We start from the raw sequence: 25,543 nt of genomic DNA, 5'->3' as shown, positions 1-25,543 counted from the left end.
CTCAAGCTCCGCTAAAGCCGGTATATAGAACCTCGGCCGGTCCGGGGCAACGCAGAAGTTCGTCGCAGTTTCCGGATCACATGGTTAGTTGGCGTCTTCGGCGGGCGGCGCGCCTGCGCCGTCGTCCTGGCCGGCTTCCGGCGCAACGGGCGCTTCCGGTGCGGGCGGCGCTCCGGCCCCCCCTTCGGGCACCTGGCCGTCGCGGTTGAGGCGCTTCAATATGGCGTTCTCCGGGTCTTCGGGCAGCAAGCTTTCGAGCTTTGCGCCGACCGATTCCAGCAGCGGCCGCGACTTGGCGTCGGCCACCCATGCCGGTGCCCGATCCCCGGCCAGCCAGTTGAAGAACAGCAGGCCGACGGCCACCACGAGGATGCCGCGGGCCGCGCCGTAAAGGAAGCCCAGCGTGCGATCGAGCGCGCCGATGCGGGAATCGATGATGAAATCCGCGATCTTCATGGTGATGACCGTGACCACGATCAGCGCGATGACGAACACGATGGCCGCCGCCGCCGCCATGGCGATCTTTTCGTTCTCGATATAGGGCTGCACATAGGGCAGGACCGGCTTGTAGAAGAAATAGGCCGCTGCCGCCGAGGCAGCCCAGGAGGCGATGGACAGCACCTCGCGCGAGAAGCCGCGCACCATGGCGAGCATCGCGGATACGAGGGTGAAGCCGACGAGGATTCCGTCAAGCAGCGTAATCGGCATGGTCTTCGCCCCACTTCATGAGCCGCATCATTCGTCGTCCGGGGCACGGCTGCGGCGCGAGCCGGCTATGCGTGCCACAAGGTCGGCAAGCTCGGCGGGCCGGAAAGACCCGGCCCCCATCCCGCCGGAAACTTCCTCACCACCTCTGGACCCTGCCAGCGGCAGAACCGCTCTCGCAAACCCCAGCTTTTCGGCCTCCTTCAGGCGCTGCTGCGCATGCGCAACCGGCCTGATGGCGCCCGAAAGGCTGATTTCGCCGAAATAGACGCAATCGGCCGGCAGGGCAAGACCGGTAAGGGAGGAAACCAGGGCGGCTGCGACGGCAAGGTCGGCCGCCGGCTCCGAAATGCGATAGCCGCCGGCGACGTTGAGATAGACGTCATGCTGTGAAAAGCGGACGCCGCAATGCGCCTCCAGAACGGCCAGAACCATCGAAAGACGGGCATTGTCCCAGCCGACCACGGCGCGGCGCGGCGTACCGAGCGGGGAGGGGGCGACGAGCGCCTGTATCTCGACCAGAACCGGCCGCGTGCCTTCCATGCCGGCGAACACGGCAGCACCCGGCGACTTAGCGTGGCGTTCGCCGAGGAACAGTTCGGAGGGGTTCGCAACCTCGCGCAAACCCTTGTCGGACATCTCGAAAACGCCGATCTCGTCGGTCGGTCCGAATCGGTTCTTCACCGTGCGCAATATGCGGTAATGGTGGCCGCCTTCGCCCTCGAAATAGAGCACGCCGTCGACCATGTGCTCGACCACGCGCGGGCCGGCGATCTGGCCTTCCTTGGTGACGTGGCCGACCATGACCACGGCTGCGCCCGTGGATTTGGCATAGCGGATCAGCGCCTGGGCCGAGGCGCGCACCTGCGTGACCGTGCCGGGCGCGGAATCGGCAAGGTCCGTCCACAATGTCTGGATCGAATCGAGGATGACGAGGTCCGGCCGCTTGCCGTCGGCGATGGTGGCGAGGATGTCCTCGACATTTGTTTCGGCGGCGAGTTCGACGGGCGTATGCGCCACGCCCAGCCGCTGCGCGCGCAGCCTGATCTGCGCCACCGCCTCTTCGCCCGAGACGTAGACGATGCGGTGGCCCTGTTTCGCAAGCGCGGCGGCGGCCTGCGTCAGCAGCGTGGACTTGCCGATGCCGGGATCGCCGCCGACCAGCAGGGCGGAACCGCGAACGAATCCGCCGCCGGTGGCGCGGTCGAGTTCGCCGATGCCGGAGATGATGCGCGGCGCGTCCTCGATGTCGCCGTCCAGCGAGGTGAGCGCGACGGCGCGGCCCTTGCGCACGCTGCGCAGCGATGCGGGGCCGGCGCCGATGCCGCCGGCCGTGCCTTCCTCGATCAGCGTGTTCCACTCGCCGCAGGAATCGCATTTGCCGGCCCAGCGCTGATGCACGGCGCCGCAATTCTGGCAGATGAACTGGGTGCGCGGCGCTTTAGCCATGGCGGCACGCGGGAGATGATGGGGAGGTGCGGAAGTGCCGCGCCAGCATACCCCTCTCTGGCTTGCCGGCCATCTCCCCCACAAGGGGGGAGACCGGCAGCTTCAGCCTCCCGCTCTCCTTCGCAGCCATGGAGATTGGCGAAAGCCATGGCGACAGCGTCTCTCCCCGCTTGTGGGGGAGATGGCCGGCAGGCCAGAGAGGGGTAGTTTGCGGGAAAAGCAAAAGCCTTACTCGAACCTTTCCGGCAGGTGGCTGTCCTCGGCCAGGTCGAAGAAGCGCGTGAACTCGCCCTGGAAGCCGAGCTGCACCGTGCCCGTGGGTCCGTGGCGCTGCTTGGCGACGATCACCTCGGCCTTGCCGCGCGCCTCGTTCATCTCGTTTTCCCACTTGATGTGGTCCTCGGTGCCGAGCTTGGGCTCCTTGTTCTTGAGGTAATATTCCTCGCGATAGACGAACAGCACCACGTCGGCGTCCTGCTCGATGGAGCCCGATTCGCGCAGGTCCGAAAGCTGCGGGCGCTTGTCGTCGCGGCTTTCCACCTGACGCGAGAGCTGGGACAGCGCGATGATCGGCACGCCGAGTTCCTTGGCCAGCGCCTTGAGGCCGGTGGTGATCTCGGTCACCTCCTGCACGCGGCCCTGGCTGGCCTTGGCGGAAGAGCCCTGCATGAGCTGGATATAGTCGATGACGATGACGTCGAGGCCGCGCTGGCGCTTCAGCCGCCGTGCGCGCGCCGCGAGCTGGGCGATGGAGATGCCGCCGGTCTGGTCGATGAACAGCGGTATCTTCTGCATGGTCTGCGAGCAGGCCACCAGCTTCTCGAAGTCCATCTCCGAAATCTCGCCACGCCGGATCTTGGAGGAGGAGATTTCCGTCTGCTCGGAAATGATACGGGTGGCGAGCTGCTCGGACGACATTTCGAGCGAGAAGAAGCCGACCACGCCGCCGTTTGCGGCCTTGAACGAGCCGTCCGCCTGCTGGGCCGGCTGGTAGGCCTCGGCGATGTTGAAGGCGATGTTGGTGGCGAGCGAGGTCTTGCCCATGCCGGGACGCCCCGCCAGCACGATCAGGTCCGATGCCTGCAGGCCGCCCATGCGCTTGTCGAGGTCGCGCAGCCCGGTGGCGATGCCGGAAAGGCCGCCGTCGCGCATATAGGCGGCGTTGGCCATGTCGACGGCGGTCTTGATGGCGTCGGAGAAGCTCTCGAAGCCGCCGTCGTAGCGGCCGGTCTCGGCCAGCTCGAACAGCCGCCGCTCGGCGTCCTCGATCTGCTCGGCCGGCGACATGTCGACGGGCGCGTCATAGGCGATGTTGACCATGTCCTCGCCGACCGTGATCAGCGCCCGGCGCGTGGCGAGGTCGTAGATGGCGCGGCCATAGTCGGCGGCATTGATGACGGTGACCGCCTCCGCCGCCAGCCGGGCGAGGTACTGAACGACCGTCATGTCGCCCACCTTCTCGTCGGCGGGCAGGAAGGTCTTCATCGTCACCGGGTTGGCCATCTTGCCCATGCGGATGAGTTCCGCCGCGACCTCGAAGATCTTGCGGTGCAGGGGCTCGTAGAAATGGTTGGCCTTGAGGAAGTCGGAGACCCGGTAGAAGGAATCGTTGTTGACGAGCATGGCGCCCAGCAGCGCCTGCTCGGCCTCGATGTTGTTCGGTGCCTCGCGGTAGAGCGGCGTTTCCGCCGTCGCCAGTTTGCGTGCTGCCTCTGCCATGATTCCCTCGGATTTCAGGAGCCTGTGGTTAGCAGACGAAGGGTTGCCTGAGTCGCCCCATCTCCGACAATCTACCTCCTACGCCCATGATCCACAGCCAATGCGCTCCATCCACAGAAGGATGCCGGCAGGCGGTCGATTTCTGGCAGGACCGGGTTGACTCGAAAACGAAGGCCGAACTCTAGCACCAGCCATCGAACATATCAAGAACATCGGCGACTATTGGGACAGCGGATCGCCCCAGCCGGCGCGTTTCGCTTGCTTGAAAACCTCGCCGTCGCGCTTGGTGAACAGCCGCGTGCCGGCGCTGCCATCGGGCCGGCACAGCTTCAGCTCGACCTTGCCGGACCCGGCCCTTGGCGGGGCAAGTACGCGCATGGCGGACTGGGGAACCGGGTGACGCGAAACGGCAAGATAGGCGAATTTCTCGTCCTCCCACGGCACATCGGCGTCCTTGGCGAGACGATGCAGACGCGAGCGGGCGACACGGCGCGAGAAATGGCACCAGTCCGGCTCGACGAGCGGGCAGGGCGCGGCATGGGGGCAGGGCGCCATCACATGCGCGCCGGCTTCGATCAGTCGGGCGCGGCAGGCAAGGATGCGCCGCCAGCCGGCCGGCGTGCCGGGCTCGACGAAGAGGAGCGTATCGGCGGCCAATGCCCATAGTCGATCGACCAGCGCGGAAAGCGCTGCCGGCTCCAGTTCGTCCAGCACATACGCGCAGGTGACGAGATCGGCCGGCGCAAGGCCGGCAAGGTCCCGGGTCGCGTCGCCGTCTTTCCAGTGGCTTGGCAGGGAAAGCTGCGCGGCCAGATGCTGTCCGGCACGGCGCGCCGGCTCGCTGGCTTCCACGAGGGTGGCTTCCGCAAGCTCGGGCCACGCATCGGCCGCCGCCCACAGGACGGTGCCCGGGCCGGCTCCCACGTCGAGCAGGGTTCGGGGCGACCAGTCCGGCCTCGCCTCGGCCAGCGCCTCGAGGCTGGCGCGTACGGCCGTATAGGTGGCCGGCAGGCGGGTGGCGAGATAGGCTTTCACCGCAAGCTCTTCGCTCATATGCAGGCGCCCGTCGCGCACTTCCGCCCGGTAGCGGTCGGAAAGCGTGCGTGCGGCCTGTTTCAGGGCGGAAACAGGCGTCTGCTCCAGCAGCGCATCGACGGCCGTTCGCAGGGGCGGGGGCAGTTGCACCGTCAGGCCCCGCGCGGGCCGAGCAGGATGAGCGAGGCGCCGGCAAGGCAGATGAGCGCGCCCGTGATGTCCCACTTGTCGGGCCGCAGGCCTTCGGCGAGCCACAGCCAGCCCAGCGATGCCGCGATATAGATGCCGCCATAGGCCGCATAGGTGCGCCCGGCCGCGGCGCTGTCCACCTGCGCCAGAAGCCAGGCGAACAGGATGAGCGAGACCACGCCCGGCGCCAGCCACAGCACCGATTTGCCGAGCCGCCACCAGGCCCAGAAGGCGAAGCAACCGGCAATCTCGGCAAGCGCGGCAGCGGCGTAGATCACATAGGCCATATCCGGTTCCTGCTGGCGGGGCGCAGCCTTATTCACCGTCTGCAGGAAGGTTGGCAAGTCCGATCTGCCGATGGCGCAGTCTGGAACCGTCGAGAGATTTGCCCATGCTCCGGCATGGATTCCCGACACTCTCCATTCGCTTCGCTCATTGCAAGGCTGGGAATGACGGAAAAGTATAAGCGCATCCGTCATTCCCCACCTTGAAGCGACCGCAGGGAGCGCAAAGTGTCGGGAATCCATGCCGTGACCTGTTCACGGGCCCGGAAAGGCCACCGTCCCATGCCAAGAAGCGAACGGTGCGGAGGTGCCTTACGACTTCCCGGTGATCTTCCTGTTGCGTGACGGAGCAGCTTTCTTCTGCGCCGGCTTGTCGGCCGCGATCTCCTTGCCATGCGCCCTTTCGTGCATTTCCAGCGCCTTCTCGCATTTAGAGATGTAGTCGCGGGTGATCGGCAGCGCGTCGTTCTTGCGGGTGAGCTGGATCTGGAAATTCACCAGGTCCTGCCAGCGGAACGAGGCCTCCGAGCCCGACAGGTAGAACTCCCACATGCGGCAGAAGCGCTCGTCATAGATCGCCTTGACCTTGTCGCGGTTGGCGAGGAAGCGCTCGCGCCAGTGCTTGAGCGTCTCGGCATAGTGCAGCCGCAGGATCTCGACATCGGTGATTGCGAGCCCGGATTTCTCGATGGCCGGCATGATCTCCGACAGGGCGGGTATGTAGCCGCCGGGGAAAATATGCTTGCGGATGAAGGCGTTGGTGGTGGTCGGCGGCGCGGTGCGGCCGATCGTGTGCAAAAGCATCACGCCGTCCGGCTTCAGGAGCGTGGCGCATTTGTCGAAGAATGTCTGGTACTGGGTGATGCCGACATGCTCGAACATGCCGACCGACACGATGCGGTCGAAGCGCTCCGACAGGTCGCGATAATCGCGGATCTCGAAATGGACGTGACTGTCGAGCCCTTCGGCCTGCGCGCGCTCGGTGGCCACCTGATGCTGCTCGCTGGAGAGGGTGACGCCGAGCACGTCGGCCTCGAAGGTCTTGGCGATATAGAGGCCAAGGCCGCCCCAGCCGCAGCCGATGTCGAGCACGGTCTGGCCCGGCTTGATGCGCAGCTTGGCGGCGATGTGCCGCTTCTTGGCCAGTTGCGCCTCGTCGAGCGACATGTCCGGCCGTTCGAAATAGGCGCAGGAATACTGCATGTCGTCGTCGAGGAAGAGCTTGTAGAGCTCGCCCGACAGATCGTAGTGATGCTCGACATTCCGCTTCGACCGGCGGTGGGTGTTGAGCTGCTGCAGGGGCCGGAAGGCGAGGCGCGCGGTGTTGAGCAGCTTGCCCCAGTTCGAATCGGTCCAGGTTATGCCGACATTGCGATAGACGAGATAGAGGAAGCTCAGCACGTCGCCTTCGACGAAGTCGAGTTCCTGTTCCATGAAGGCCTCGGGAATCGCCAGCGACGGATGCAATGCGATGGCGCGTTCGGCCCGTCTGGTGTGGATGACGATATGCACCTTGTCGCCGGTGCCGTCGCCAAAGGTTCGTGTCGCGCCGCCCGGACCGGTCACCGTCAGGTTCCCGGTGTGGACGACCTTGTCGATTATCCGTTGCAGCAGAATGTTCATCGCCAGCCTCTTCCTGCGCAATTCCGGATGCCGGGAGGGCGAATCCGGGATTGTCCTTTGCCAAAGAGTTGGACGGCTTCATCGCTTCCGTGGAACGGTGAAACGGTCCAAGACAGCACTGGAGTGCAATCTTGCAAAATTGCGGCCGGTTTGAAAAGTTCTCATCTGGCATAAAAAAACCCGGGCAAGGCCCGGGTTCTTGGTCCAGAAAAGGCTGAGGCCGAGGCTTACGCCTCTTCCTCGCCTTCCTCGATCTCGGCGTTCGGATCGAAGAAATTGTCCGGACGGGCGTTCTCGTTGATGTCCTCGCCATAGATCGCCTCGGCGGTGGTCAGCGTCTCGCCGCGGGCCTGACGCTCGGCCTCGTCGGTCGAACGAGCGATGTTGAGGGTGATGGTGACCTCGACTTCCGGGTGCAGCGCGATGGCGATGTTGGTGAGGCCGATGGTCTTGATCGGGTGGTTCAGCTCGACCTGGTTGCGGGCGACGTTGAAGCCTTCGGCCGCCAGGAAGTCGGCGATGTCGCGGGTCGACACCGAACCGTAGAGCTGGCCGGTCTCGCCGGCGGAGCGCACGACGATGAAGCTGGTGCCGTCGAGCTTCTCGGCGATCGCCTGGGCTTCGGACTTGCGCTCCAAGTTGCGGGCCTCGAGCTGGGCGCGCTGGGCTTCGAACTTCTTCTTGTTGCCCTCGTTGGCGCGCAGGGCCTTGCCCTTCGGCAGCAGGAAATTGCGCGCGAAACCGTCCTTGACCTTGACGGTGTCGCCCATCTGGCCGAGGCGCGCGATGCGTTCGAGAAGGATGACTTCCATGTTCTTGTCCTTTCAGACCCTTGAGCATTTTGCAGCCAAATGGAAACATTTGGTGTCGCATAAATGCGGCTAAAACAAACAGTCGGCCATGGGGCCGATTCGAAAGGGACAGTCAGGAAAGGTCGATGGCGCGGTGCGCCCTGTTCGCTGTCCTGCCTGTCCGAGGCAGTTAGGGGACGACGAGGCGGCCCCAACCCGGGATTTGCATGTGGCCTCAACCGTGCCCGTCACGGCTGGGCGGAGCGGACGGCAAGCCGCCCGCTCCGGAAATTTTTAGCGCACCAGATAGGGCAGCAGGCCGAGGAAGCGGGCGCGCTTGATCGCCTTGGCGAGCTCACGCTGCTTCTTCTGGCTGACGGCGGTGATGCGCGAAGGCACGATCTTGCCGCGCTCGGAAATGTAGCGCTGCAGCAGACGCACGTCCTTGTAGTCGATCTTCGGGGCGTTGGCGCCGGAGAACGGGCAGGTCTTGCGGCGGCGATGGAACGGACGCCGGGTCGGGATCTGGTTGATATCGACCATCGATTACTCTCCTTCGCCTTCGCGCGGACGGCGCGGGCCCCGATCACCACGGTCGCGGTCGCCGCCGCGATCGCCACGATCACGGTCGCCGAAGCGCGGACGGTCGCCGAAATTGCCACGCTCGGAGCGCTCCTCGCGCTTCTGCATCATGGCCGACGCGCCTTCCTCGTGCTGCTCGACCTTGATGGTCATGAAGCGCAGGATGTCTTCCGACAGGCCCATCTGGCGCTCCAGCTCGTTGAGAGCCGCGGGCGGGCAGGTGAGGTCCATCAGCGTGTAGTAAGCCTTCCGGTTCTTCTTGATCCGGTAGGTGAGGGACTTCAGTCCCCAGTTCTCGACCCGGCCAACCGAGCCGCCGCCTTCGGAGATGATGCCCTTGAAACGTTCAACGAGCTCATCGACCTGCTGCTGCGACAGATCCTGCCGGGCAAGAAACACATGTTCGTAAAGAGCCATTGTCTTGCCTTTCTTCGTTTCTCTCCCGGTTCCCGACGGCTAGAGCCTCTGCAACTTCTCTTGACCCGGAAACGGGGAAGAAAGGAGCATGGACGAGACGGTCGAGAGCGGAGACACGGGAGGCAGAAGCACTTCAGGCTTCCTGTCGAAGGCTTGCAAAAAGCCCACGGCCCTCCGTTCAGCCCCCAATCGGGACCGGCAGATTGGGGGCGTCTATATAGGAAAACGGCCGGAACGCAACCCCCGACGGCCATCATTGGGGGCGCTGCCTTCTCCATTCAGCACGACAGGGCTCCGGCCCAAGGATGGCCGGGATGAACGAGGTCGAGGCATTGCTTCAGCCATATCCGCTCGGAAGTCTCCATCCGGGGCAGGGCGCTTGCAAAGTCTGCCTCGTCCTTCGCCCGCATATGCTTTGCCTTGAACAACAGGACGACTTCCGGCTTCAGATAGTGCAGGCCGTCCGTCGTGGTCGCAACGACGTCCCGACGGGGACGGCGGATACGCTCGTCACGCCTGTACACCCATAGTTCAGCGTCGCCCGGCTCGAGCATCATGTCGGCGCGCCAGCAGCGTTCGACGGCGTCCAGACACCATATCTGGAAGATCTGCGGCTGTGGTTGCTGATGTGGCGGCAGGTGCTCGACCATTCCGCTCCCGGCCGTGCAGAACTGCAAAGGGGAGAGGGCGTCGCGAAAGATATTCACGTCGCCGCGCAGGATGGAGAACTCGATATCGTCGTGATCGCGCGTTTGCCGGCCATGCCACAGGTCGAGCGCCCAACCGCCGACTATGCACCAGGGTTCCTGCACATCTTGCAGATGCCGGCCGAGTTCAAATGGATGCCATGGCCGCCATGCGTCGTCAGCCGGCAGTGTGAAGGTCTTCGTCACCTGCGCGATCGCAGCAGCATGCGCCCGATGGCGAGCGTCATATAGGCGCCGAAGAACAGGGCCAGCGACCAGCCGAAACCGGGCGGGCCGAACAGGTCCATGCCGATGCCGATGGCCTGGGGGCCGAGCACCATGCCGATGCCGTAGCACAGCACGAAGGCGGCATTGGCCGAGGCCAGCTCATGGCCGGACAGTTGCGAGCCGAGATGGGCAAGGCCGACGGTGTAGAGGGCCGCCACCACGCCGCCCCACAGGAACAGGAGGCCGGCCATCAGGTGCCAGTTCTGGGCGAACAGCGGCATGAAGGCGGTGCCGACGAGGCCGACGCTGGCGCACAGCAGCAGCAGGTAGCGGCGGTCCGAAACCTTGTCGCTGATCATGCCGATCGGAATCTGCATGAGCACGTTGCCGAGGCCGATCATGGTGAGCAGCAGGGCGGCGTCGGCTTCCGAATAGCCGATGCGGTTGCCGTAGACCGGAAACAGCGCGAAGCCGCCCGTCTCCACCGCGCCGAACACCAGAACCGCCGCGGTTGCCGTCGGCACCAGCCAGATGTAGCGCAGGAAGCCGGTTTTGGTTTCTCCGTCGACATGGATCGGCGGACTTTCGCGGCGCGCGGCGATGATCGGGATGGCCGCGAGTGCGACCAGGGCGACGGTGGTGCCGAATGGCAGAAAGCCGCCGCTTCCAAGCTTGGAGAACAGCCAGGGGCCGGCCGCGAACCCGAGCGACAGCACGGTGGCGTAGATGCCCAGAACCAGGCCCCGCCGATGCGGCGGCGCCGAGGTGCTGATCCAGAACTCCGACAGGATGAACAACACCGTCAGCGACAGATGCAGCAGGGCGCGCAACGGAAACCACATCCAGAAGAACGGCGCGAAGTAGAAGCCGACAAAGGCCAGGGCCCCGATCGCGATCATGGCGAGCATCGTCAATGCCACGCCGAAGCGGGTGGCGAGCGGCGTGGCCAGCGGCGCGGCGACGATGGAAGCGATGCCGGCGATGGCCGTGTTGAGGCCGATCATCGACGCGGAATGGCCCCGGGTTTCCAGGATTATGGAAAGCAGCGGCATGCCGAGCCCGATGGCGATGCCGACGACACTGATCGCCGCGATTGCCGCGATCATCGGCAGCCATTGCACGTGCCCGTCGTCGCGGGCCTCCGCCTCTGCGGTCATCGTGCGGTTGTCCGGCATGACGTGAATGTCCGGCGGATGGTCGACGGAAGGAAACGGTTGAGTGGCAACGCAGTAGGTCCGGTCAGAGGAGATCGCGCACGAAGCGGTGGTTGAGCATGCGATAGAAGGGCACGGGCCCGCCGGGATGCAGCCCCGGATCGTCGGCCAGACGCTCCTGCACCTCCCCCAAAATGGTGCGCGTGATGGCCGGCACATCGGCCTGCCGGGCTTCTTCGAGCGGCAGCCAGACCAGTTCCTCCAGTTCGTTGGTCGGCCCGCCCTGCGGCAGTTCCACGGCGACGTCGTCGCGCCACGCGGCCAGGAAGCGGGTGTCGAAGCGCCGCACCCGGCCGGGCGGCGTAATGGCGCGGGCCACGAAGCGCAGGCCCCGGAGCGAGGGCATGACGCCGTTTTCGGCAAAGCCCTGCCAATCCGGCCTCGAGGTGGCGAAGGCGCCCCTGTTTCCGATCAGCAGGCCGGCTTCCTCATAAGTCTCGCGGATCGCCGACAGCGCGATGGCCCGGGCACGGGTCGGCGTCGCGCGGCTGGCCCGCAAGGTGAGCTTGGCCTCTTCCTCGGGCAGCAGGCCGTCGGCCACCGGGATGCGGCCGTCGCTGGGGTCGGTACGGCCGCCGGGAAAGACGAATTTCCCCGGCATGAACACGTGGCTGGAATGGCGCCGGCCCATAAGGACCCGGAATTCGTCGCCCTGCCGATCGAGCAGAAGAAGCGTCGCCGCGTCGCGGGGGCGCAGCGGCGGCGCCTTCGTTTCCATCTCGGCGCCTTCGACCTTGTCGACTTCTGCTTTGGTCATCCCTTGCATGGCAACCGACCTAGCCGAAAGCCGCGCATGACGGAAGGGCCGTTTTCGGATTTGGCATTGCGCCACCGGCGGTTCCGGCGATGCTTGAGTTACAGCTCCGGATGCGGTTCGAAATGGTCGGGTTCGCCGCCGAAACCGTGCATGTAGAGCGCCCATTGCAGCCCGATCACCGCGCCCTTGATCGGCTGGAGCATGATGAGGGCCAGAATGAGGGTCAGGGGGACCCAGACGGCGAAGTGGAGCCACATCGGCCACACATAGCGCATTTCCACCGCCATGAAGCCGGCGATGACGATATGGCCCACCACCACGATGTCGAGATAGGCGGGCAGATCGTCGGCGCGGTGATGGTTCAGTTTCTCGCCGCAGACGGAGCAGGCATCGACGGATTTCACATAGGCACGGAACAGCTTGCCCTCGCCACAGTTCGGGCAGCGCCCAAGCAGGCCGCGCTTGATCGCCTCGCCCAGGGGCCGGGCGGGCCGGCGCGCCTGCTGCTCGCCGCCGAATACGTGTTGCTCGGTGGTGCCTGTGGTCATGTCATCGTCTCCTGCCACGCGGGCCTGGTCGATTCTTCAAGGCGCGGTTGCGGCCTTTCGCCTTGTGATACGACCGCGTGGAACCGGGCAGGGGTTTGGGCTCGCTCAGCATTTCGAAGCGCATGGCACCGGCCATCGGGGCCACTTCGACGAGACGGACCTCGACGCTGTCCGCGAGCTGGTAGCCTTTCCCGCTTCGTTCTCCAAACAGCGATCGTGCCGTTTCGTCATATATATAGTAATCGCCACCCAAGGATGACACCGGGATGAAACCATCTGCGCCGTATTGCGGCAATTGGACAAAAAGTCCCGCCTTCACCACACCGGATATGCGGGCCTGGAAACTGTCGCCGATATGTTCCGCCAGATGCGCAGCAATCAGCCGGTCCACGGTTTCGCGTTCCGCCGCCATGGCACGCCGCTCGGCGGTGGAGATGAGCGCCGCCGTTTCGGCCAGCCGCGACTCCTCGTCGCGGGTCAGGCCGCCCGGCCCCAGCCCGAGCGCCGCGATCAGGGCGCGGTGCACGGTAAGGTCGGCATAGCGCCGGATCGGCGAGGTGAAATGCGCATAACGTTTCAGGTTGAGGCCGAAATGGCCGATGTTGTCCGGCCCGTACTCGGCCTGGCTCTGGGTGCGCAGAACCACTTCGTTGACGAGCGCTTCGCTGTCGGTGTCGCGCACCTGCGCCAATATGCCGTTGAATTGCGAGGGCCGCATCTGCGCGCCGCGCGCCAGCGACAGGCCGATGCTGTGCAGGAATTCGCGCAGCGTCTCCTGCTTGGCGAGCGTCGGGCCGTCGTGGAGCCGGTAGATCAGCGGCTGTTTCCTGCCTTCCAACGTCTCGGCGGCGGCCACATTGGCCTGGATCATGAACTCCTCGATCAGCTTGTGGGCGTCGAGGCGGTCCGGCACGATGACGCGGTCGACGGTGCCGTCGTCCTTGAGCAGGATCTTGCGTTCCGGCAGGTCGAGTTCCAGCGGCTGGCGCGAGTCGCGGCCGCGCTTCAGCACGGCATAGGCTTGCCACAGCGGCTTCAACACCGTGTCGAGCAGCGGCGCGGTCTTCTCGTCCGGCATGCCGTCGATGGCTGCCTGCGCCTGGGGATAGGCCAGCTTCGCCGCGGATTTCATCATCACCCGGTGGAAGGCGTGGCGGATCTTGCGGCCCTCGACCGAGAACGTCATGCGCACCGCCATGGCCGGCCGGTCCTCGCCTTCGCGCAGCGAGCACAGGTCGTTGGAGATGCGTTCCGGCAGCATCGGCACCACCCGGTCCGGGAAATAGACCGAATTGCCGCGCTTCAGCGCCTCGCGGTCGAGCGCCGTGCCCGGCCGCACATAGGAAGCGACGTCGGCGATGGCGACCGTGACGATCATGCCGCCGGGATTCTTCTCGTCCGTATCCGGTTCGGCATAGACGGCGTCGTCATGGTCCTTGGCGTCGGCCGGATCGATGGTGATCAGCGGCAGGTCGCGCCAGTCCTCGCGCCCTTCCAGGGTAACCGGCTTGAGCGCCTGCGTCTCGGCCAGCACCTCCGGCGGGAAGATGTGGGGGATGTCGTGGGCGTGGATGGCGATCATGGAGATCGCCTTCTCGTTGAGCGGCGAGCCGAGAACCGTGATCACCTTGGCCTTGGGCAGGCCGTAGCGCGGCGTGCGCGACGGCTCGACCTCGACCAGGTCGCCATTGTTGGCGCCGTTGCGGAATTCCTTGTCGACGATCAGTTCCGGCTGGCGCCGCTCGACCGGCTCGATGCGGAAGGTGCCGTCGGAGAGCGTGCGGAAGATGCCGAGCACCGCCTGCGAGCGCTTCTCGAATATCTTGATCACGCGAGCCGTATAGGCCGGACCCTCGTCATTGCCGGTGGCGAAGGTCTTGGCCAACACACGGTCGCCGATGCCGGGCACGGGGCCGCCGCGCGGCGCGCGGATGACCACGGTCGGCGGCGTGCCGTTGTCGCCCTGTTCGGCCGGGCGGGCCAGCAGCCCGCCATCGTCGTCACGGCCGAATATGTCGAGAACGGCGATGGTCGGCAGGTTGCCGGGGCGCTGCAATCTCTTGCGCTTCTTTTCCAGCAGGCCCTCGTCCTGCAGGTCGCGCAGCATGTCCTTCAGCCAGGCGCGATCTTCGCCGCGCAGCGCAAAGGCCCTGGCGATCTCGCGCTTGCCGGAGCGATCCGGGTTTTCGGCGATGTAGCGCAGGATTTCGTCGCGCGAGGGCCGATACTGGTCTTTCGCCCCGCGCCTCGTATTGCCAGCGCGGGGATCGCCGTGGTGCCGTCCGGAGATCCCGCGCGCCAAGGGCCTATTCCTTCTTTGCGGCGGTTTTCTTCGCCGGGGTTTTCTTCGTGCCAGCGGTTTTCTTTGCCGTGGTGGTTTTCTTCGCCGCCGCCTTGCGAGCCGGCTTCTTGGCGCCGCCGCCCTTCGCTTCCCGTTCGGCGATCAGGGCCAGCGCCTCTTCCATCGTGACCGACTGGGGATCCTTGCCCTTGGGCAGGGTGGCGTTGACCTTGCCGAAATTGACATAGGGCCCGTAGCGCCCGTCGCGCACCGTGACCTTGCCGCCGCCGTCTGGATGATCGCCCAGTTCCTTGAGCGCGGCCGGCGTGCCGCCGCCCCGTGCGCCACGGCCCTTGGACTGTTTTTCCGCCAGCACCGTCACGGCGCGGTTGAGGCCGATGGAGAACACGTCCTCGATGGATTCCACATTGGCATAGGTGCCGTCATGCAGCACGAACGGCCCGTAGCGGCCGAGCCCGGCGGAGATCATCTTGCCCGTTTCGGGATGCTTGCCGACATCGCGGGGCAGCGCCAGCAGCGCCAGCGCCTTTTTGTGGTCGACGGACGCCGCCGACCAGCCCTTCGGCAGGCTGGAGCGCTTGGCCTCCTTGCCGTCGCCGCGCTGCACATAAGGGCCGAAGCGCCCGGTGCGCAGGGTGATTTCCTCTTCCGTATACGGGTCCTTGCCCAGCACCCTGGTGCCGTTCTCGAGGCCGCCGGCGTCCGCCTCGCCATTGCCGTTCTCGCCGAGCTGGCGCGTATAGCCGCATTCGGGATAGTTCGAGCAGCCGACGAAGGCGCCGTATTTGCCCAGCTTGAGCGACAACTGGCCGCTGCCGCATTTGGGGCAGGCACGCGGATCGGAACCGTCCTCGCGGGCCGGGAACACCAGCGGTGCCAGTTCCTCGTTCAGCGCATCGAGCACGTCGGAAACGCGCAACTCCTTGATGTCGTCGACCGAGGCGGAAAAATCCTTCCAGAAGTCACGCAGCACATCCTTCCAGGCGAGCTTGCCGTCTGAAATCTCGTCCAGCTTCTCTTCCAGCGAGGCGGTGAAGTCGTATTCGACATATTTCTCGAAGAAGCTTTCGAGGAAGGCCGTCACCAGCCGGCCCTTGGCCTGCGGGATCAGCCGGCGCTTGTCGATGGCGACATATTCGCGGTCTTCCAGCGTCTTCAGCGTCGCCGCATAGGTCGAGGGACGGCCGATGCCGAGTTCTTCCAGCTTCTTGATCAGCGAGGCTTCCGAATAGCGCGGCGGCGGCTCGGTCGTGTGCTGCGTGGCCTGGATGGCTTCGCGCGCAAGCTGCTCGCCCTCGCGGATTTCGGGCAGGCGGCGGTTGTCCTCGTCCTCGGAGTCTTCCTCCTTCTGGTCCGTATAGGCGGCGATGAAGCCGTCGAAGCGGATGACGGAACCCACCGCGCGCAGGCCGGCCGTCCTTGCCCCGTTCACTGCCTCGATCTCCACCGTGGTGCGCTCGATCTCGGCGGCGTTCATCTGGCTGGCGATGGCGCGCTTCCAGACCAGCTCGTAGAGACGTGCCTGGTCCGCATCCAGATATTGCCGCACCGAGGCCGGCGTGCGGAAGAAGTCGGTCGGGCGGATCGCCTCGTGGGCTTCCTGCGCGTTCTTGGCCTTGGTGGTGTAGTAGCGCGGCTTCTCCGGCAGGTACTTGTCGCCGAATTCCTTGCCGATGGCGGCGCGGGCGGCCGAGATCGCTTCCGGCGCCATCTGCACGCCGTCGGTTCGCATATAGGTGATGAGGCCGGCCGTCTCGCCGCCTATGTCCATGCCCTCATAGAGGCGCTGGGCGACCTGCATGGTGCGGTTGGCCGAGAAGCCGAGCCGCGAGGAGGCGGCCTGCTGCAAGGTCGAGGTGGTGAAGGGGGGAGCCGGATTGCGCCTGGTCGGCTTGGCTTCCACCGAAAGCGCGCGGAAGCTCGCCCCTTCCAGCATCGCCCTGATGCCGTCGGCCTGTTCCTTGTTCTTGATGTCGAGCTTCTGGAGCTTCTTGCCCTCATAGGCGGTCAGCCGCGCTTCGAAGCTGTCCTTGCGCGGGGTGCCGAGGAGGGCGGCGATGTTCCAGTATTCCTCGCGCACGAAGCGCTCGATCTCGGCCTCGCGATCGCAGACGAGGCGCAGCGCCACCGATTGCACGCGCCCCGCCGAGCGGGCGCCCGGCAGCTTGCGCCACAGCACCGGCGACAGCGTGAAGCCGACCAGATAGTCGAGCGCGCGGCGCGCCAGATAGGCGTCGACCAGCGGTGCGTCGATCTGGCGCGGATTGGCCATCGCGTCCAGCACCGATTGCTTGGTGATGGCGTTGAAGACGACGCGGCTGACCGGCTTGTCCTTCAGCGCCCGCTTGGCGCGCAGAACCTCCAGCACGTGCCAGGAAATGGCTTCGCCCTCGCGATCCGGGTCGGTTGCGAGGATCAGCCCGTCGGCGTCCTTCACGGCGTTGGCGATGTCGGCGAGGCGCTTGGCGGAAGCGCCGTCGACCGACCACGACATGGCGAAGTCCTCGTCGGGACGCACCGAGCCGTCCTTGGCCGGCAGGTCGCGGACATGGCCGAACGAGGCCAGAACCTTGTAGTTGCGCCCCAGGTATTTGTTGATTGTCTTCGCCTTGGCAGGCGATTCGACGACGACGACGTCCATATTTACCGTGTATGCTGGGTCTGCGGCGGGAGAGGTGTTTCTCGGCCGCGACGAAAAATCTTCAGGTACCGTCAAATGGCCGTGCTTTCGCGCCGGGTCAAGAGGCAGCGCGAACAGGCGGCCTCGGCTTCATGCAACCTAGAGATGATTGAAAATCAATGTTGCACTTTATAATAGAGTTGGCTTAGAATGGTTCTCGGCAACCTGGCAGGATTTTCGATGAATCCGCAGGCAAGCGAGCGCTGTGGATTTACTCGCTCGCTGGGGGAGGATGAATGTCGATGCGCCATACATACAACAAGCGTCGAACCGAAACCCTTGATTATCTTCAGTCCATGCTCGGCCAGTTGCGCGCCATGGCGGAGGCGGAGCGGTGCGACATGCTCACCTACCTCATCGAAATGGCCTATGTGGAGGTCAGCGACATAATTCGCGGTGATCGCCCGGCAACCTCGCATCAGCCCAAGCACAAGGATCTCCGGCACGGCTGACTGGCCCCCTTATCGCGGGGTGACGCGGCGAGGTCGCTGGAATCGCAAGCCGGCCCTCTCGAAGGGCCTTAAGGCAAATCGATCCTGAATTCGGAATCGGCCGAAACGAAGTCCGGAAGGATAGCGTCGTTCAGGTTCGGGCTGAATCGCCCCTCATCCCCCTGTCGGGACCTTCTTCCCGTGAACGGGGAGAAGGAATATGGCCGCAACGCCGATGTTCTCCCTCTCCCCGCTTGCGGGGAGAGGTTAAGGGTGAGCGGCTATTCCGGCATAACCTGAAATGCTCTAGGCCTGCGAAATCGGGTCGCACCCTTCTTTGTCCGTGCGTGTGTAGACTGTCCCCGGCCGGCCAAGGCGGCCAGCCACGAAATGGTGATTGGTGGGCCTGCCCCTTGGGGGCTATAGGCGCGGCACCGGACAGGGAAGCAGGCATGGCACTGGACATCGGATATGTAAGCGCGGTCGGGGCAGGGGCACTGTCGTTCCTGTCGCCCTGCGTGCTGCCGCTGGTGCCGCCTTATCTCTGCTACATGGCAGGCGTGTCGGTCGACGATTTTCGCGGCGAGGCCGCTGCCACCGCCAAGACTGGCGCGCGGGCGCCTCTGGTGGCGGCGTCGCTTGCCTTCGTGCTGGGCTTCTCCACCGTGTTCGTGGCGCTCGGCGCGGGCGCTTCCACCATCGGCCGCCTGCTCCGGGTCTGGCAGGAGCCGCTGGCCTTCGCCGCCGGCATCCTCATCATCATCATGGGCCTGAACTTCCTCGGCCTGATCCGCATCCCGCTCTTGTCGCGCGAGGCGCGCTTCCAGAGCCAGGGCAAGCCGGCCAGCGCAGTCGCCGCATACGTCATGGGGCTGGCCTTCGCCTTCGGCTGGACGCCATGCATCGGCCCGGTGCTGGGGCCGATCCTCACCCTTGCCGGCGGGCGCGAGACCGTGGGCGAGGGGGCTCTGCTTCTGGGGGCCTATTCGCTCGGCCTCGGCATTCCGTTCCTGATCGCGGCGCTGTTTTCGGGCGCCTTCATGCGCTTTCTCGGCCGTTTCCGGGTGCATCTCGGCCGGGTGGAAAAGGTGATCGGAGGGCTGCTCGTCATCGCCGGCGTCTTCTTCCTCACCGGCGGCGTCCAGACCGTGGCGTTCTGGCTGCTGGAGACGTTCCCGGTCCTCGGGCGACTGGGATAATTCCTGCCCATACCTGAATTTAACCGCATTGGTTCAGCAAGAGGGCGGTGCTACATAGCCTCGTCCTTTGCAACCCAGCATGTGGTTATATCCTTGATGAGCCAGCGAACCTGTCTTTCGATCATCCTTGCTGCCGGCGAAGGCACGCGGATGAAAAGCGCCCTGCCCAAAGTGCTCCACAAAATTGCCGGCCTGCCGCTGGTGGCCCATGTCGCGCGCGCCGCCCAGGGAGCCGGCGCCGGCGATCTGGCGCTGGTGGTCGGCCATGGCGGCGAAAAGCTGCGCGCCGCCGCCGAGGGCTTTGCGCCGGAGGCCGAAATCTTTGAACAGAAGGAACGCCTCGGCACCGCCCATGCGGTGCTGGCCGCGCGCCCGGCCATCGAGCGCGGCCATGACGACGTGCTCGTCATGTTCGGCGACACCCCTTTGATCGATGCCGATGCGCTGACCATGGCCCGCATCCGGCTGGCGGAAGGGGCTGCGGTCGTCGTGCTCGGCTTCCGCACCGACAATCCCACCGGCTATGGCCGCCTCATCGAAAGGGACGGCCGGCTGGTCGCCATTCGCGAGGACAAGGATGCCAGCGAGGAGGAGCGCCGCATCACCTTCTGTAACAGCGGCCTGATGGCGATTTCCGGCAAGTATGCGCTGGAACTGCTGGAGGCCGTCGGCAACGCCAATGCCAAGGGCGAATACTACCTTACCGACATCGTCGAGATTGCCGGCAGGAAGGGGCTCGATGTCGTCGCCACCGAGGCGAGCTTCGAGAACGCGCTGGGCATCAACAACCGCGCCGAACTGGCCGAAGCCGAGGCCATCTGGCAGAAGCGCCGCCGCCGCGATTTCATGATGGCCGGCGTGACGCTGATTGCGCCCGACACCGTGTTCTTCTCCCATGACACCTTGATCGAGGCCGATGCGCTGGTCGAGCCCAACGTCTGGTTCGGGCCAGGCGTCCATGTGGCTTCCGGCGCGACCATCCGCGCCTTCAGCCATCTGGAAGGCGCGAAAGTGGCTTGCGGTGCGGAGGTCGGCCCCTTCGCCCGGCTGCGGCCGGGCACGGACCTCAAGGAGAAGGCCAAGGTCGGCAATTTCTGCGAGGTGAAGAAGGCGGTGGTGGAGAAGGGCGCCAAGGTCAATCACCTGACCTATATCGGCGACGCTCATATCGGCGCCGGAGCCAATATCGGTGCCGGCACCATCACCTGCAACTATGACGGCTACTCGAAATTCCTCACCGAAATCGGCGAGGGCGCCTTCATCGGGTCCAACTCGGCGCTGGTCGCGCCGATCTCCATCGGCAACGGCGCCTATGTCGCCTCCGGCTCGGTCATCACCGAAAACGTGCCGGACGATGCGCTGGCCTTCGGCCGGGCTCGCCAGAAGACGCTGCCGGAAAGGGCACGCGCGCTGCGGGCATTGCGAGCCGACGCCGCCGGCAAGAAGTAGGGGTTGACCGACGGCGTGCTACGCGGCGAAACGCAATTTGATTTTCGGTTTGCGGTCGCTCTATCTAGGCAGCGGCTGGGATCGTCCAGGACAAGGGTAAGGCAGGCATGTGTGGAATCGTGGCAATCGTGGGCCGGACGCCGGTCGCGCCGCTCATCGTCGACGCGCTGAAGCGGCTGGAATATCGCGGCTATGATTCGGCCGGCGTCGCCACCATCGAGGATGGCAAGCTGGCCCGTCGCCGTGCCGAGGGCAAGCTGGTCAACCTGGAAAGCCGCCTGAAGCACGAGCCGCTGTCGGGCACCATCGGCATCGGCCACACCCGCTGGGCCACCCATGGCGTGCCGAACGAAACCAACGCCCATCCGCATTTCTCCGGCGGCGTGGCCGTGGTCCACAACGGCATCATCGAGAATTTCGCCGAGCTGCGCGACGAACTTGCCGCCGACGGCTATGAATTCACCTCGCAGACCGACACCGAAGTGGTTGCCCATCTGGTCGCGCGCGAACTGGCGCGTGGCGCCGCGCCCATCGAGGCCGCCCATGCCGCGCTGAAGCGCCTGCAGGGCGCCTTTGCGCTGGCGGTCATGTTCAAGGATGAGGAGGGCCTGATCGTCGGCGCCCGCAACGGCCCGCCGCTGGCCGTCGGCCATGGCGAGGGCGAGATGTTCCTCGGCTCCGACGCCATTGCGCTGGCCCCCTTCACCAACTCCATCACCTATCTGGAGGACGGCGACTGGGCCGTGGTGCGCCATGGCGGCGTGTCGATCTTCGACATCGACGGCAATGCGGTCGAGCGTCGCCGCCAGCAGTCGCTCGGCACCTCCTATCTGGTCGACAAGGGCAACCACCGCCACTTCATGGAGAAGGAGATCCATGAGCAGCCGGAGGTCATCTCGCACACGCTCGCCCACTATCTCGACTTCGCCGGCGGCGCGACCAAGAAGCTCGACATGCCGTTCGATTTCGCCGCCATCGACCGCCTCGCCATCTCGGCTTGCGGCACGGCCTATCTTGCCGGCCTGATCGGTAAATACTGGTTCGAGCGCTATGCCCGCCTGCCGGTGGACATCGATATCGCTTCCGAATTCCGCTATCGCGAGATGCCGCTGTCGCCGCGAGACGCCGCGCTGTTCATCTCGCAGTCGGGCGAGACGGCCGACACGCTGGCTTCGCTGCGCTATTGCCGCAAGGCCGGCATGACCATCGGCGCGGTCGTCAATGTGCGCGAATCGACCATTGCCCGCGAGTCGGACGTGGTGCTGCCGACACTGGCGGGCCCGGAAATCGGCGTCGCCTCCACCAAGGCCTTCACCTGCCAGCTTTCGGTTCTGGCGTCGCTGGCCGTGCGTGCCGCCTCGGCGCGCGGCACGGTTTCCGCCGAGGAGGAGAAGGCGCTGGTGCGTGCCCTTTCGGAAACGCCGCGCTACACCAACCAGGTTCTTCAGAAGGTGGAACGCCAGATCGAGAAGCTGGCGCGCGAGCTGTCGCACTACAAGCACGTGCTCTATCTCGGCCGCGACACCAACTATCCGCTGGCCATGGAAGGGGCGCTGAAGCTCAAGGAAATCTCCTACATCCACGCCGAAGGCTATGCGGCGGGCGAGCTGAAGCACGGCCCGATCGCGCTGATCGACGAGACCATGCCGGTGATCGTCATCGCCCCGCACGACCGCATCTTCGAAAAGACCGTCTCCAACATGCAGGAAGTGGCAGCGCGCGGCGGCAGGATCATCCTGATCACCGACGAGAAGGGCGCGGCCAACGCCACGGTCGAGACGATGGACACCATCATCCTGCCGGACGTGCCGGAAATCATCTCGCCCATCGTCTACGCGCTGCCGATCCAGCTTCTGGCCTACTACACGGCGGTGTTCATGGGCACCGACGTCGACCAGCCGCGCAACTTGGCCAAGTCGGTGACGGTGGAGTAGGGCTTCCGGTTTCTGTCGTCGCGACATGGAAGACGACAGCGGCGGTGCAAGCTGGCAACTTCGGTGTTCCAAAGCGCCGGCCACTCGCTTAATGTTGCGGCGCAACGAAGCGGGCGAGCATGTCGGACATCATCAAGACCTCGGCAATGACACGGCTCAGGAACTATTTCCTGACCGGATTCATCGTCTGTGCGCCGCTGGCGATCACCGCCTACCTGACATGGTCGTTCGTGGGCTGGGTCGATTCCTGGGTGAAGCCCTATATTCCGATCCGCTACAGCCCCGACACCTATCTGCCCTTCGCGGTTCCGGGATTCGGCCTCATCGTGGCGCTGGTGCTCATCACGCTGATCGGCTTCCTCACGGCCAATATCGTCGGTCGGGCCATCGTCAATTTCAGCGAGCGCCTGCTCGGCCGCATGCCGCTGGTGCGGGGCATCTACCGCTCGCTCAAGCAGATCTTCGAGACCGTGCTGTCCAACAAGGGCGACATGTTCAAGCAGGTCGGCATGGTCGAGTATCCGCGCAAGGACGTGTGGTCGCTGGTCTTCCTCGCGGGCGAGAAGGAGACCGAGATCAACCAGAAGCTGGACCGGGGCGGCGACCCGCTGATCGGCGTCTTCATGCCCTGCACGCCCAACCCGACCACCGGCTTCCTGATGTATGTGCGCAAGTCCGAGATCGTCCTGCTCGACATGAGCATTGAGGAGGGCGCGCGCCTCATCGTCTCGGCCGGCCTCGTGGCGCCCAAGGTGAAGCACAGGCGCGGCCCGGATGCGGAGGCCGTCACCATCTCCAACCCGAAACTGGAAGAGCTTCAGCCGGCGCGCAGCAAGCGCACGGCCTCGTCCTTGCCGAACAAGTAGAGCAGGAGCCGCAGCGCCTCGCCGCGGGCGCCTTGCAGGTCCGGATCGGTGGCCAGTATCAGCCTTGCGTCGTCACGCGCGGCTTCCAGCAGGTCGGCATGGGTGTCGATGCGGGCAATCTGGAAGCCCGGCGTGCCGGACTGGCGGGTGCCGAGCAGTTCGCCCTCGCCACGCAGTTTCAAATCCTCCTCGGCGATCAGGAAGCCGTCCTCCGTCTCGCGCATCACCGAAAGCCTGCGCTTGGCCGTCTCGCCCAGCGGGTCCTTGTAGAGCAGCACGCAGGAGGAGGGCTTGGAGCCGCGCCCCACCCGCCCGCGCAACTGATGAAGCTGGGCAAGGCCGAAGCGCTCGGCATGCTCGATGACGATGATGGTGGCATCCGGCACGTCGACGCCCACCTCGATCACCGTGGTGGCGATCAGAACCCGCGTCTCGCCGTCCTTGAAGGCGCGCATGGCCTCGTCCTTTTCGGCGCCCTTCATGCGGCCGTGGACGAGGCCGATCCGGTCGCCGAACACGGGCTGCAGCGAAGCGAAACGGTCTTCCGCCGACATCAGCTTGACCTCTTCGGATTCCTCGACCAGCGGGCAGATCCAGTACACTTTCTGGCCTTCCGCCACCGCGTCGCGAATGCGCCCGACCAGTTCCGGCAAGCGTTCCAGCGGCAGGGTCACGGTGCGGATCGGCTGGCGGCCGGCCGGTTTTTCGGTGAGCCGCGAAACGTCCATGTCGCCGAAGGCGGTCAGCACCAGCGTGCGGGGAATGGGGGTTGCGGTCATCACCAGCATGTCGGGCGCGTCGCCCTTGGCGGTCATCGCCAGCCGCTGGTGCACGCCGAAGCGGTGCTGCTCGTCGACCACCGCCAGCACGAGGTTGCGGAAGGCCACGCTCTCCTGAAACAGCGCGTGCGTGCCGATGACGATATGGATCGACCCGTCGGCAAGCCCTTCCAATACCTCCCTGCGTTCGCGCCCCTTTTCGCGGCCAGTGAGCACCGCGGCCTTGAGCCCCACGCGTGCGGCCAGCGGTGCGATGGTGGCAAAATGCTGGCGGGCAAGGATTTCGGTCGGCGCCATCAGCGCCGCCTGTCCGCCGGCTTCGACCGCCCGCGCCATGGCAAGCAGCGCCACTACCGTCTTGCCCGAGCCCACGTCGCCTTGCAGGAGGCGCAGCATGCGCTCCGGTTCGGCGAGGTCGGCATGGATTTCGGCGAGCGCCGTTTCCTGCGAGCCGGTCAGCGCATAGGGAAGGGCGGCGCGCAACGCTTCGACAAGCCGGCCGTCACCCGTCAGTGGCCGGCCGGACAGCCGGCGCACACGAGCCCGCACCAGCGCCAGCGAAACCTGCCCGGCAAGAAACTCGTCATAGGCGAGCCGGCGCCATGCGGCGCTGTCCGGCGCTGCGTCCATCGGCGTTTCGGGGTTGTGGATGCGCTCCAGCGCGGCGTTGAATGCGGGGAAGGACTGGCGGCGCATGAAGGCGGCGTCCTGCCATTCCGGCAGTTCCGGCACGCGCGCCAGCGCCTGCCCGATGGCGCGGCGCAGCACCTTGCCCGACAGGCCGGCGGTGAGCGGATAGACCGGTTCTACCAGTGGCAGGTTTGCCGCCTCCTCGGCCAGCGCGATATGGTCCGGATGCACCATCGAGGGCCGGCCGTTGAACCACTCCATGCGGCCGGAGACGACCACCTGCGCGCCTTCTGGAAGCTGCTTTTCCAGATAGGCGGCGTGGGCGTGGAAAAAGGTCAGCGTGATGTCGTCGGTGTCGTCATGGGCGAAGATGCGATAGGGCACCGAACGGTTGCCGCGCGGCGGGGGCTGGTGACGGTCGATGGTGAGGTCGAGCGTGACGATGGCGCCGGGAGCCGCATTGGCGATGCCCGGCCGGCTGCGCCGGTCGATCACGGAATTCGGCAGCACGAACAGGAGATCGGCGGCGCGCGCCTCGCGGTCGCCGAGATCGACCGGCAGCACGCGCTCGATCAGCGCCGCCACCTTGGGACCGACCCCGGCCAGCGAGGTGATTGGCGCAAACAGAGGATCGAGCAGGGAAGGACGCATGGCGGCAGATTAGGTGCTGCGCCGGCTGTTGCAAGGCTGACACCGCCCTCTATCCACGCTATATGCGCGGCGAGCGAAAAGGAGCTGCCATGACCGGAACGTCGAGAACAAGCGAAGGACTGGACGCGCGCCGCCGCAAGCTTCTGTTTCGCTCCTGGCATCGCGGCATGCGCGAGATGGACCTGATCCTTGGCAGCTTCGCGGATGCGGAGATCGAAACCATGAGCGCCGACGACCTCGATCAGTATGAGCGGCTGCTGGAGATCAACGACACCGAACTGCTGCCGTGGATCACCGGCCAGAACCCGGTTCCCGCCGGCCTCGGCCTGCCGATCCTGCATCGCGTTCTGGAATGGCGCGGCAAGGTTGCGTCCGCCACCGTCTGAACTATCTGA

The 25,543-nt window shown here is 65.4% G+C and carries 22 protein-coding genes; 6 read left to right on the top strand and 16 right to left on the bottom strand.

The genetic code is table 11. The features are described 5' to 3' along the window. Positions 1–84: 84 nt before the first annotated feature. The 15 genes from ABID37_RS03810 to topA all read right to left on the bottom strand — a co-directional run bounded on the left by ABID37_RS03810 (position 85) and on the right by topA (position 17,170). Positions 85–708 (bottom strand): CvpA family protein, encoded by a 624-nt coding sequence (locus ABID37_RS03810; protein ID WP_354192740.1) that lies wholly within the window; start codon positions 706–708, stop codon positions 85–87. 27 nt (positions 709–735) lie between these two features. Continuing rightward, entirely contained in the window at positions 736–2,154 is a 1,419-nt protein-coding gene (radA, locus tag ABID37_RS03805; protein ID WP_354192739.1) for a DNA repair protein RadA, read from the bottom strand. Positions 2,155–2,382: 228 nt separating this feature from the next. Further along, the gene (locus ABID37_RS03800) at positions 2,383–3,873 is read right to left on the bottom strand and encodes a replicative DNA helicase (protein ID WP_354192738.1); all 1,491 of its coding nucleotides are present in this window, start codon (positions 3,871–3,873) and stop codon (positions 2,383–2,385) included. 219 nt (positions 3,874–4,092) lie between these two features. Beyond that, on the bottom strand, positions 4,093–5,058 hold the full coding sequence (locus tag ABID37_RS03795; protein WP_354192736.1) for a small ribosomal subunit Rsm22 family protein: 966 nt from the start codon (positions 5,056–5,058) through the stop codon (positions 4,093–4,095). Between the two features lie 2 nt (positions 5,059–5,060). Continuing rightward, a complete protein-coding gene (locus ABID37_RS03790; protein ID WP_354192735.1) occupies positions 5,061–5,384 on the bottom strand; it encodes a YnfA family protein in 324 nt (107 codons plus the stop codon). Positions 5,385–5,693: 309 nt separating this feature from the next. Continuing rightward, entirely contained in the window at positions 5,694–7,004 is a 1,311-nt protein-coding gene (locus ABID37_RS03785) for a cyclopropane fatty acid synthase (RefSeq protein ID WP_354192734.1), read from the bottom strand. Positions 7,005–7,231: 227 nt separating this feature from the next. Continuing rightward, a complete protein-coding gene (rplI, locus tag ABID37_RS03780; RefSeq protein ID WP_354192732.1) occupies positions 7,232–7,816 on the bottom strand; it encodes a 50S ribosomal protein L9 in 585 nt (194 codons plus the stop codon). A 273-nt stretch (positions 7,817–8,089) separates the two neighbouring features. Next, positions 8,090–8,338 carry a 30S ribosomal protein S18 gene (gene rpsR, locus ABID37_RS03775; RefSeq protein ID WP_035025637.1) on the bottom strand — a complete coding sequence of 83 codons (249 nt, stop codon included), beginning with the start codon at positions 8,336–8,338 and terminating at the stop codon, positions 8,090–8,092. Between the two features lie 3 nt (positions 8,339–8,341). Further along, entirely contained in the window at positions 8,342–8,794 is a 453-nt protein-coding gene (rpsF, locus tag ABID37_RS03770; protein WP_354192731.1) for a 30S ribosomal protein S6, read from the bottom strand. Positions 8,795–9,072: 278 nt separating this feature from the next. Beyond that, positions 9,073–9,687, bottom strand: coding sequence for a nucleotidyltransferase domain-containing protein (locus ABID37_RS03765; protein WP_354192730.1), 615 nt, complete (start codon positions 9,685–9,687; stop codon positions 9,073–9,075). Continuing rightward, the gene (locus tag ABID37_RS03760; protein WP_354193048.1) at positions 9,684–10,865 is read right to left on the bottom strand and encodes an MFS transporter; all 1,182 of its coding nucleotides are present in this window, start codon (positions 10,863–10,865) and stop codon (positions 9,684–9,686) included. The genes ABID37_RS03765 and ABID37_RS03760 overlap by 4 nt, the downstream gene beginning before the upstream one ends. Before the next feature lie 82 nt (positions 10,866–10,947). Then, a complete protein-coding gene (locus tag ABID37_RS03755) occupies positions 10,948–11,688 on the bottom strand; it encodes an NUDIX hydrolase (RefSeq protein ID WP_354192728.1) in 741 nt (246 codons plus the stop codon). Positions 11,689–11,777: 89 nt separating this feature from the next. Further along, positions 11,778–12,227 carry a DUF983 domain-containing protein gene (locus ABID37_RS03750; RefSeq protein ID WP_354192727.1) on the bottom strand — a complete coding sequence of 150 codons (450 nt, stop codon included), beginning with the start codon at positions 12,225–12,227 and terminating at the stop codon, positions 11,778–11,780. A 1-nt stretch (position 12,228) separates the two neighbouring features. Further along, a complete protein-coding gene (rnr, locus tag ABID37_RS03745; RefSeq protein WP_354192726.1) occupies positions 12,229–14,529 on the bottom strand; it encodes a ribonuclease R in 2,301 nt (766 codons plus the stop codon). Positions 14,530–14,533: 4 nt separating this feature from the next. Beyond that, positions 14,534–17,170, bottom strand: a complete 2,637-nt coding sequence (gene topA / locus ABID37_RS03740) for a type I DNA topoisomerase (protein ID WP_354192725.1) — start codon at positions 17,168–17,170, stop codon at positions 14,534–14,536. 281 nt (positions 17,171–17,451) lie between these two features. On the opposite strand from topA, the gene ABID37_RS03735 reads away from it, so the two are divergent. From ABID37_RS03735 to ABID37_RS03715, 5 genes are all read left to right on the top strand, one after another. Then, a complete protein-coding gene (locus ABID37_RS03735) occupies positions 17,452–17,661 on the top strand; it encodes a hypothetical protein (protein ID WP_354192724.1) in 210 nt (69 codons plus the stop codon). Positions 17,662–18,092: 431 nt separating this feature from the next. Beyond that, positions 18,093–18,839, top strand: a complete 747-nt coding sequence (locus ABID37_RS03730) for a cytochrome c biogenesis CcdA family protein (RefSeq protein WP_354192723.1) — start codon at positions 18,093–18,095, stop codon at positions 18,837–18,839. A 96-nt stretch (positions 18,840–18,935) separates the two neighbouring features. Next, a complete protein-coding gene (gene glmU, locus ABID37_RS03725; protein WP_354192722.1) occupies positions 18,936–20,288 on the top strand; it encodes a bifunctional UDP-N-acetylglucosamine diphosphorylase/glucosamine-1-phosphate N-acetyltransferase GlmU in 1,353 nt (450 codons plus the stop codon). A gap of 107 nt (positions 20,289–20,395) precedes the next feature. Next, entirely contained in the window at positions 20,396–22,222 is a 1,827-nt protein-coding gene (gene glmS / locus ABID37_RS03720) for a glutamine--fructose-6-phosphate transaminase (isomerizing) (protein WP_354192720.1), read from the top strand. 119 nt (positions 22,223–22,341) lie between these two features. Then, a complete protein-coding gene (locus tag ABID37_RS03715) occupies positions 22,342–23,088 on the top strand; it encodes a DUF502 domain-containing protein (RefSeq protein WP_354192719.1) in 747 nt (248 codons plus the stop codon). Here the strand turns inward: ABID37_RS03715 and recG are convergent. After that, positions 23,040–25,148, bottom strand: coding sequence for an ATP-dependent DNA helicase RecG (gene recG, locus ABID37_RS03710; protein ID WP_354192718.1), 2,109 nt, complete (start codon positions 25,146–25,148; stop codon positions 23,040–23,042). The two genes, ABID37_RS03715 and recG, sit on opposite strands and share 49 nt — an antisense overlap. Before the next feature lie 89 nt (positions 25,149–25,237). Here recG and ABID37_RS03705 point away from each other — a divergent pair, with 89 nt between their 5' ends. Then, positions 25,238–25,534, top strand: a complete 297-nt coding sequence (locus tag ABID37_RS03705) for an FAD assembly factor SdhE (protein ID WP_354192717.1) — start codon at positions 25,238–25,240, stop codon at positions 25,532–25,534. Positions 25,535–25,543: the final 9 nt, after the last annotated feature.

Origin of the sequence: Aquamicrobium terrae (assembly GCF_040545735.1) — a bacterium.
In the GTDB taxonomy this organism is placed as follows: domain Bacteria; phylum Pseudomonadota; class Alphaproteobacteria; order Rhizobiales; family Rhizobiaceae; genus Mesorhizobium; species Mesorhizobium terrae_A.
Note: the sequence above shows the minus strand (reverse complement) of the source record. Positions and strands in the feature narration are given on the sequence as shown.

What these genes read in the sequence shown, in the direction of transcription:
- ABID37_RS03810 (WP_354192740.1), bottom strand. Translation starts at nt 708, where the DNA reads ATGCCGATTACGCTGCTTGACGGAATCCTCGTCGGCTTCACCCTCGTA.
- radA (WP_354192739.1), bottom strand. Translation starts at nt 2,154, where the DNA reads ATGGCTAAAGCGCCGCGCACCCAGTTCATCTGCCAGAATTGCGGCGCC.
- ABID37_RS03800 (WP_354192738.1), bottom strand. Translation starts at nt 3,873, where the DNA reads ATGGCAGAGGCAGCACGCAAACTGGCGACGGCGGAAACGCCGCTCTAC.
- ABID37_RS03790 (WP_354192735.1), bottom strand. Translation starts at nt 5,384, where the DNA reads ATGGCCTATGTGATCTACGCCGCTGCCGCGCTTGCCGAGATTGCCGGT.
- ABID37_RS03785 (WP_354192734.1), bottom strand. Translation starts at nt 7,004, where the DNA reads ATGAACATTCTGCTGCAACGGATAATCGACAAGGTCGTCCACACCGGG.
- rplI (WP_354192732.1), bottom strand. Translation starts at nt 7,816, where the DNA reads ATGGAAGTCATCCTTCTCGAACGCATCGCGCGCCTCGGCCAGATGGGC.
- rpsR (WP_035025637.1), bottom strand. Translation starts at nt 8,338, where the DNA reads ATGGTCGATATCAACCAGATCCCGACCCGGCGTCCGTTCCATCGCCGC.
- rpsF (WP_354192731.1), bottom strand. Translation starts at nt 8,794, where the DNA reads ATGGCTCTTTACGAACATGTGTTTCTTGCCCGGCAGGATCTGTCGCAG.
- ABID37_RS03760 (WP_354193048.1), bottom strand. Translation starts at nt 10,865, where the DNA reads ATGACCGCAGAGGCGGAGGCCCGCGACGACGGGCACGTGCAATGGCTG.
- ABID37_RS03755 (WP_354192728.1), bottom strand. Translation starts at nt 11,688, where the DNA reads ATGCAAGGGATGACCAAAGCAGAAGTCGACAAGGTCGAAGGCGCCGAG.
- ABID37_RS03750 (WP_354192727.1), bottom strand. Translation starts at nt 12,227, where the DNA reads ATGACCACAGGCACCACCGAGCAACACGTATTCGGCGGCGAGCAGCAG.
- topA (WP_354192725.1), bottom strand. Translation starts at nt 17,170, where the DNA reads ATGGACGTCGTCGTCGTCGAATCGCCTGCCAAGGCGAAGACAATCAAC.
- ABID37_RS03735 (WP_354192724.1), top strand. Translation starts at nt 17,452, where the DNA reads ATGCGCCATACATACAACAAGCGTCGAACCGAAACCCTTGATTATCTT.
- ABID37_RS03730 (WP_354192723.1), top strand. Translation starts at nt 18,093, where the DNA reads ATGGCACTGGACATCGGATATGTAAGCGCGGTCGGGGCAGGGGCACTG.
- glmU (WP_354192722.1), top strand. Translation starts at nt 18,936, where the DNA reads ATGAGCCAGCGAACCTGTCTTTCGATCATCCTTGCTGCCGGCGAAGGC.
- glmS (WP_354192720.1), top strand. Translation starts at nt 20,396, where the DNA reads ATGTGTGGAATCGTGGCAATCGTGGGCCGGACGCCGGTCGCGCCGCTC.
- ABID37_RS03715 (WP_354192719.1), top strand. Translation starts at nt 22,342, where the DNA reads ATGTCGGACATCATCAAGACCTCGGCAATGACACGGCTCAGGAACTAT.
- recG (WP_354192718.1), bottom strand. Translation starts at nt 25,148, where the DNA reads ATGCGTCCTTCCCTGCTCGATCCTCTGTTTGCGCCAATCACCTCGCTG.
- ABID37_RS03705 (WP_354192717.1), top strand. Translation starts at nt 25,238, where the DNA reads ATGACCGGAACGTCGAGAACAAGCGAAGGACTGGACGCGCGCCGCCGC.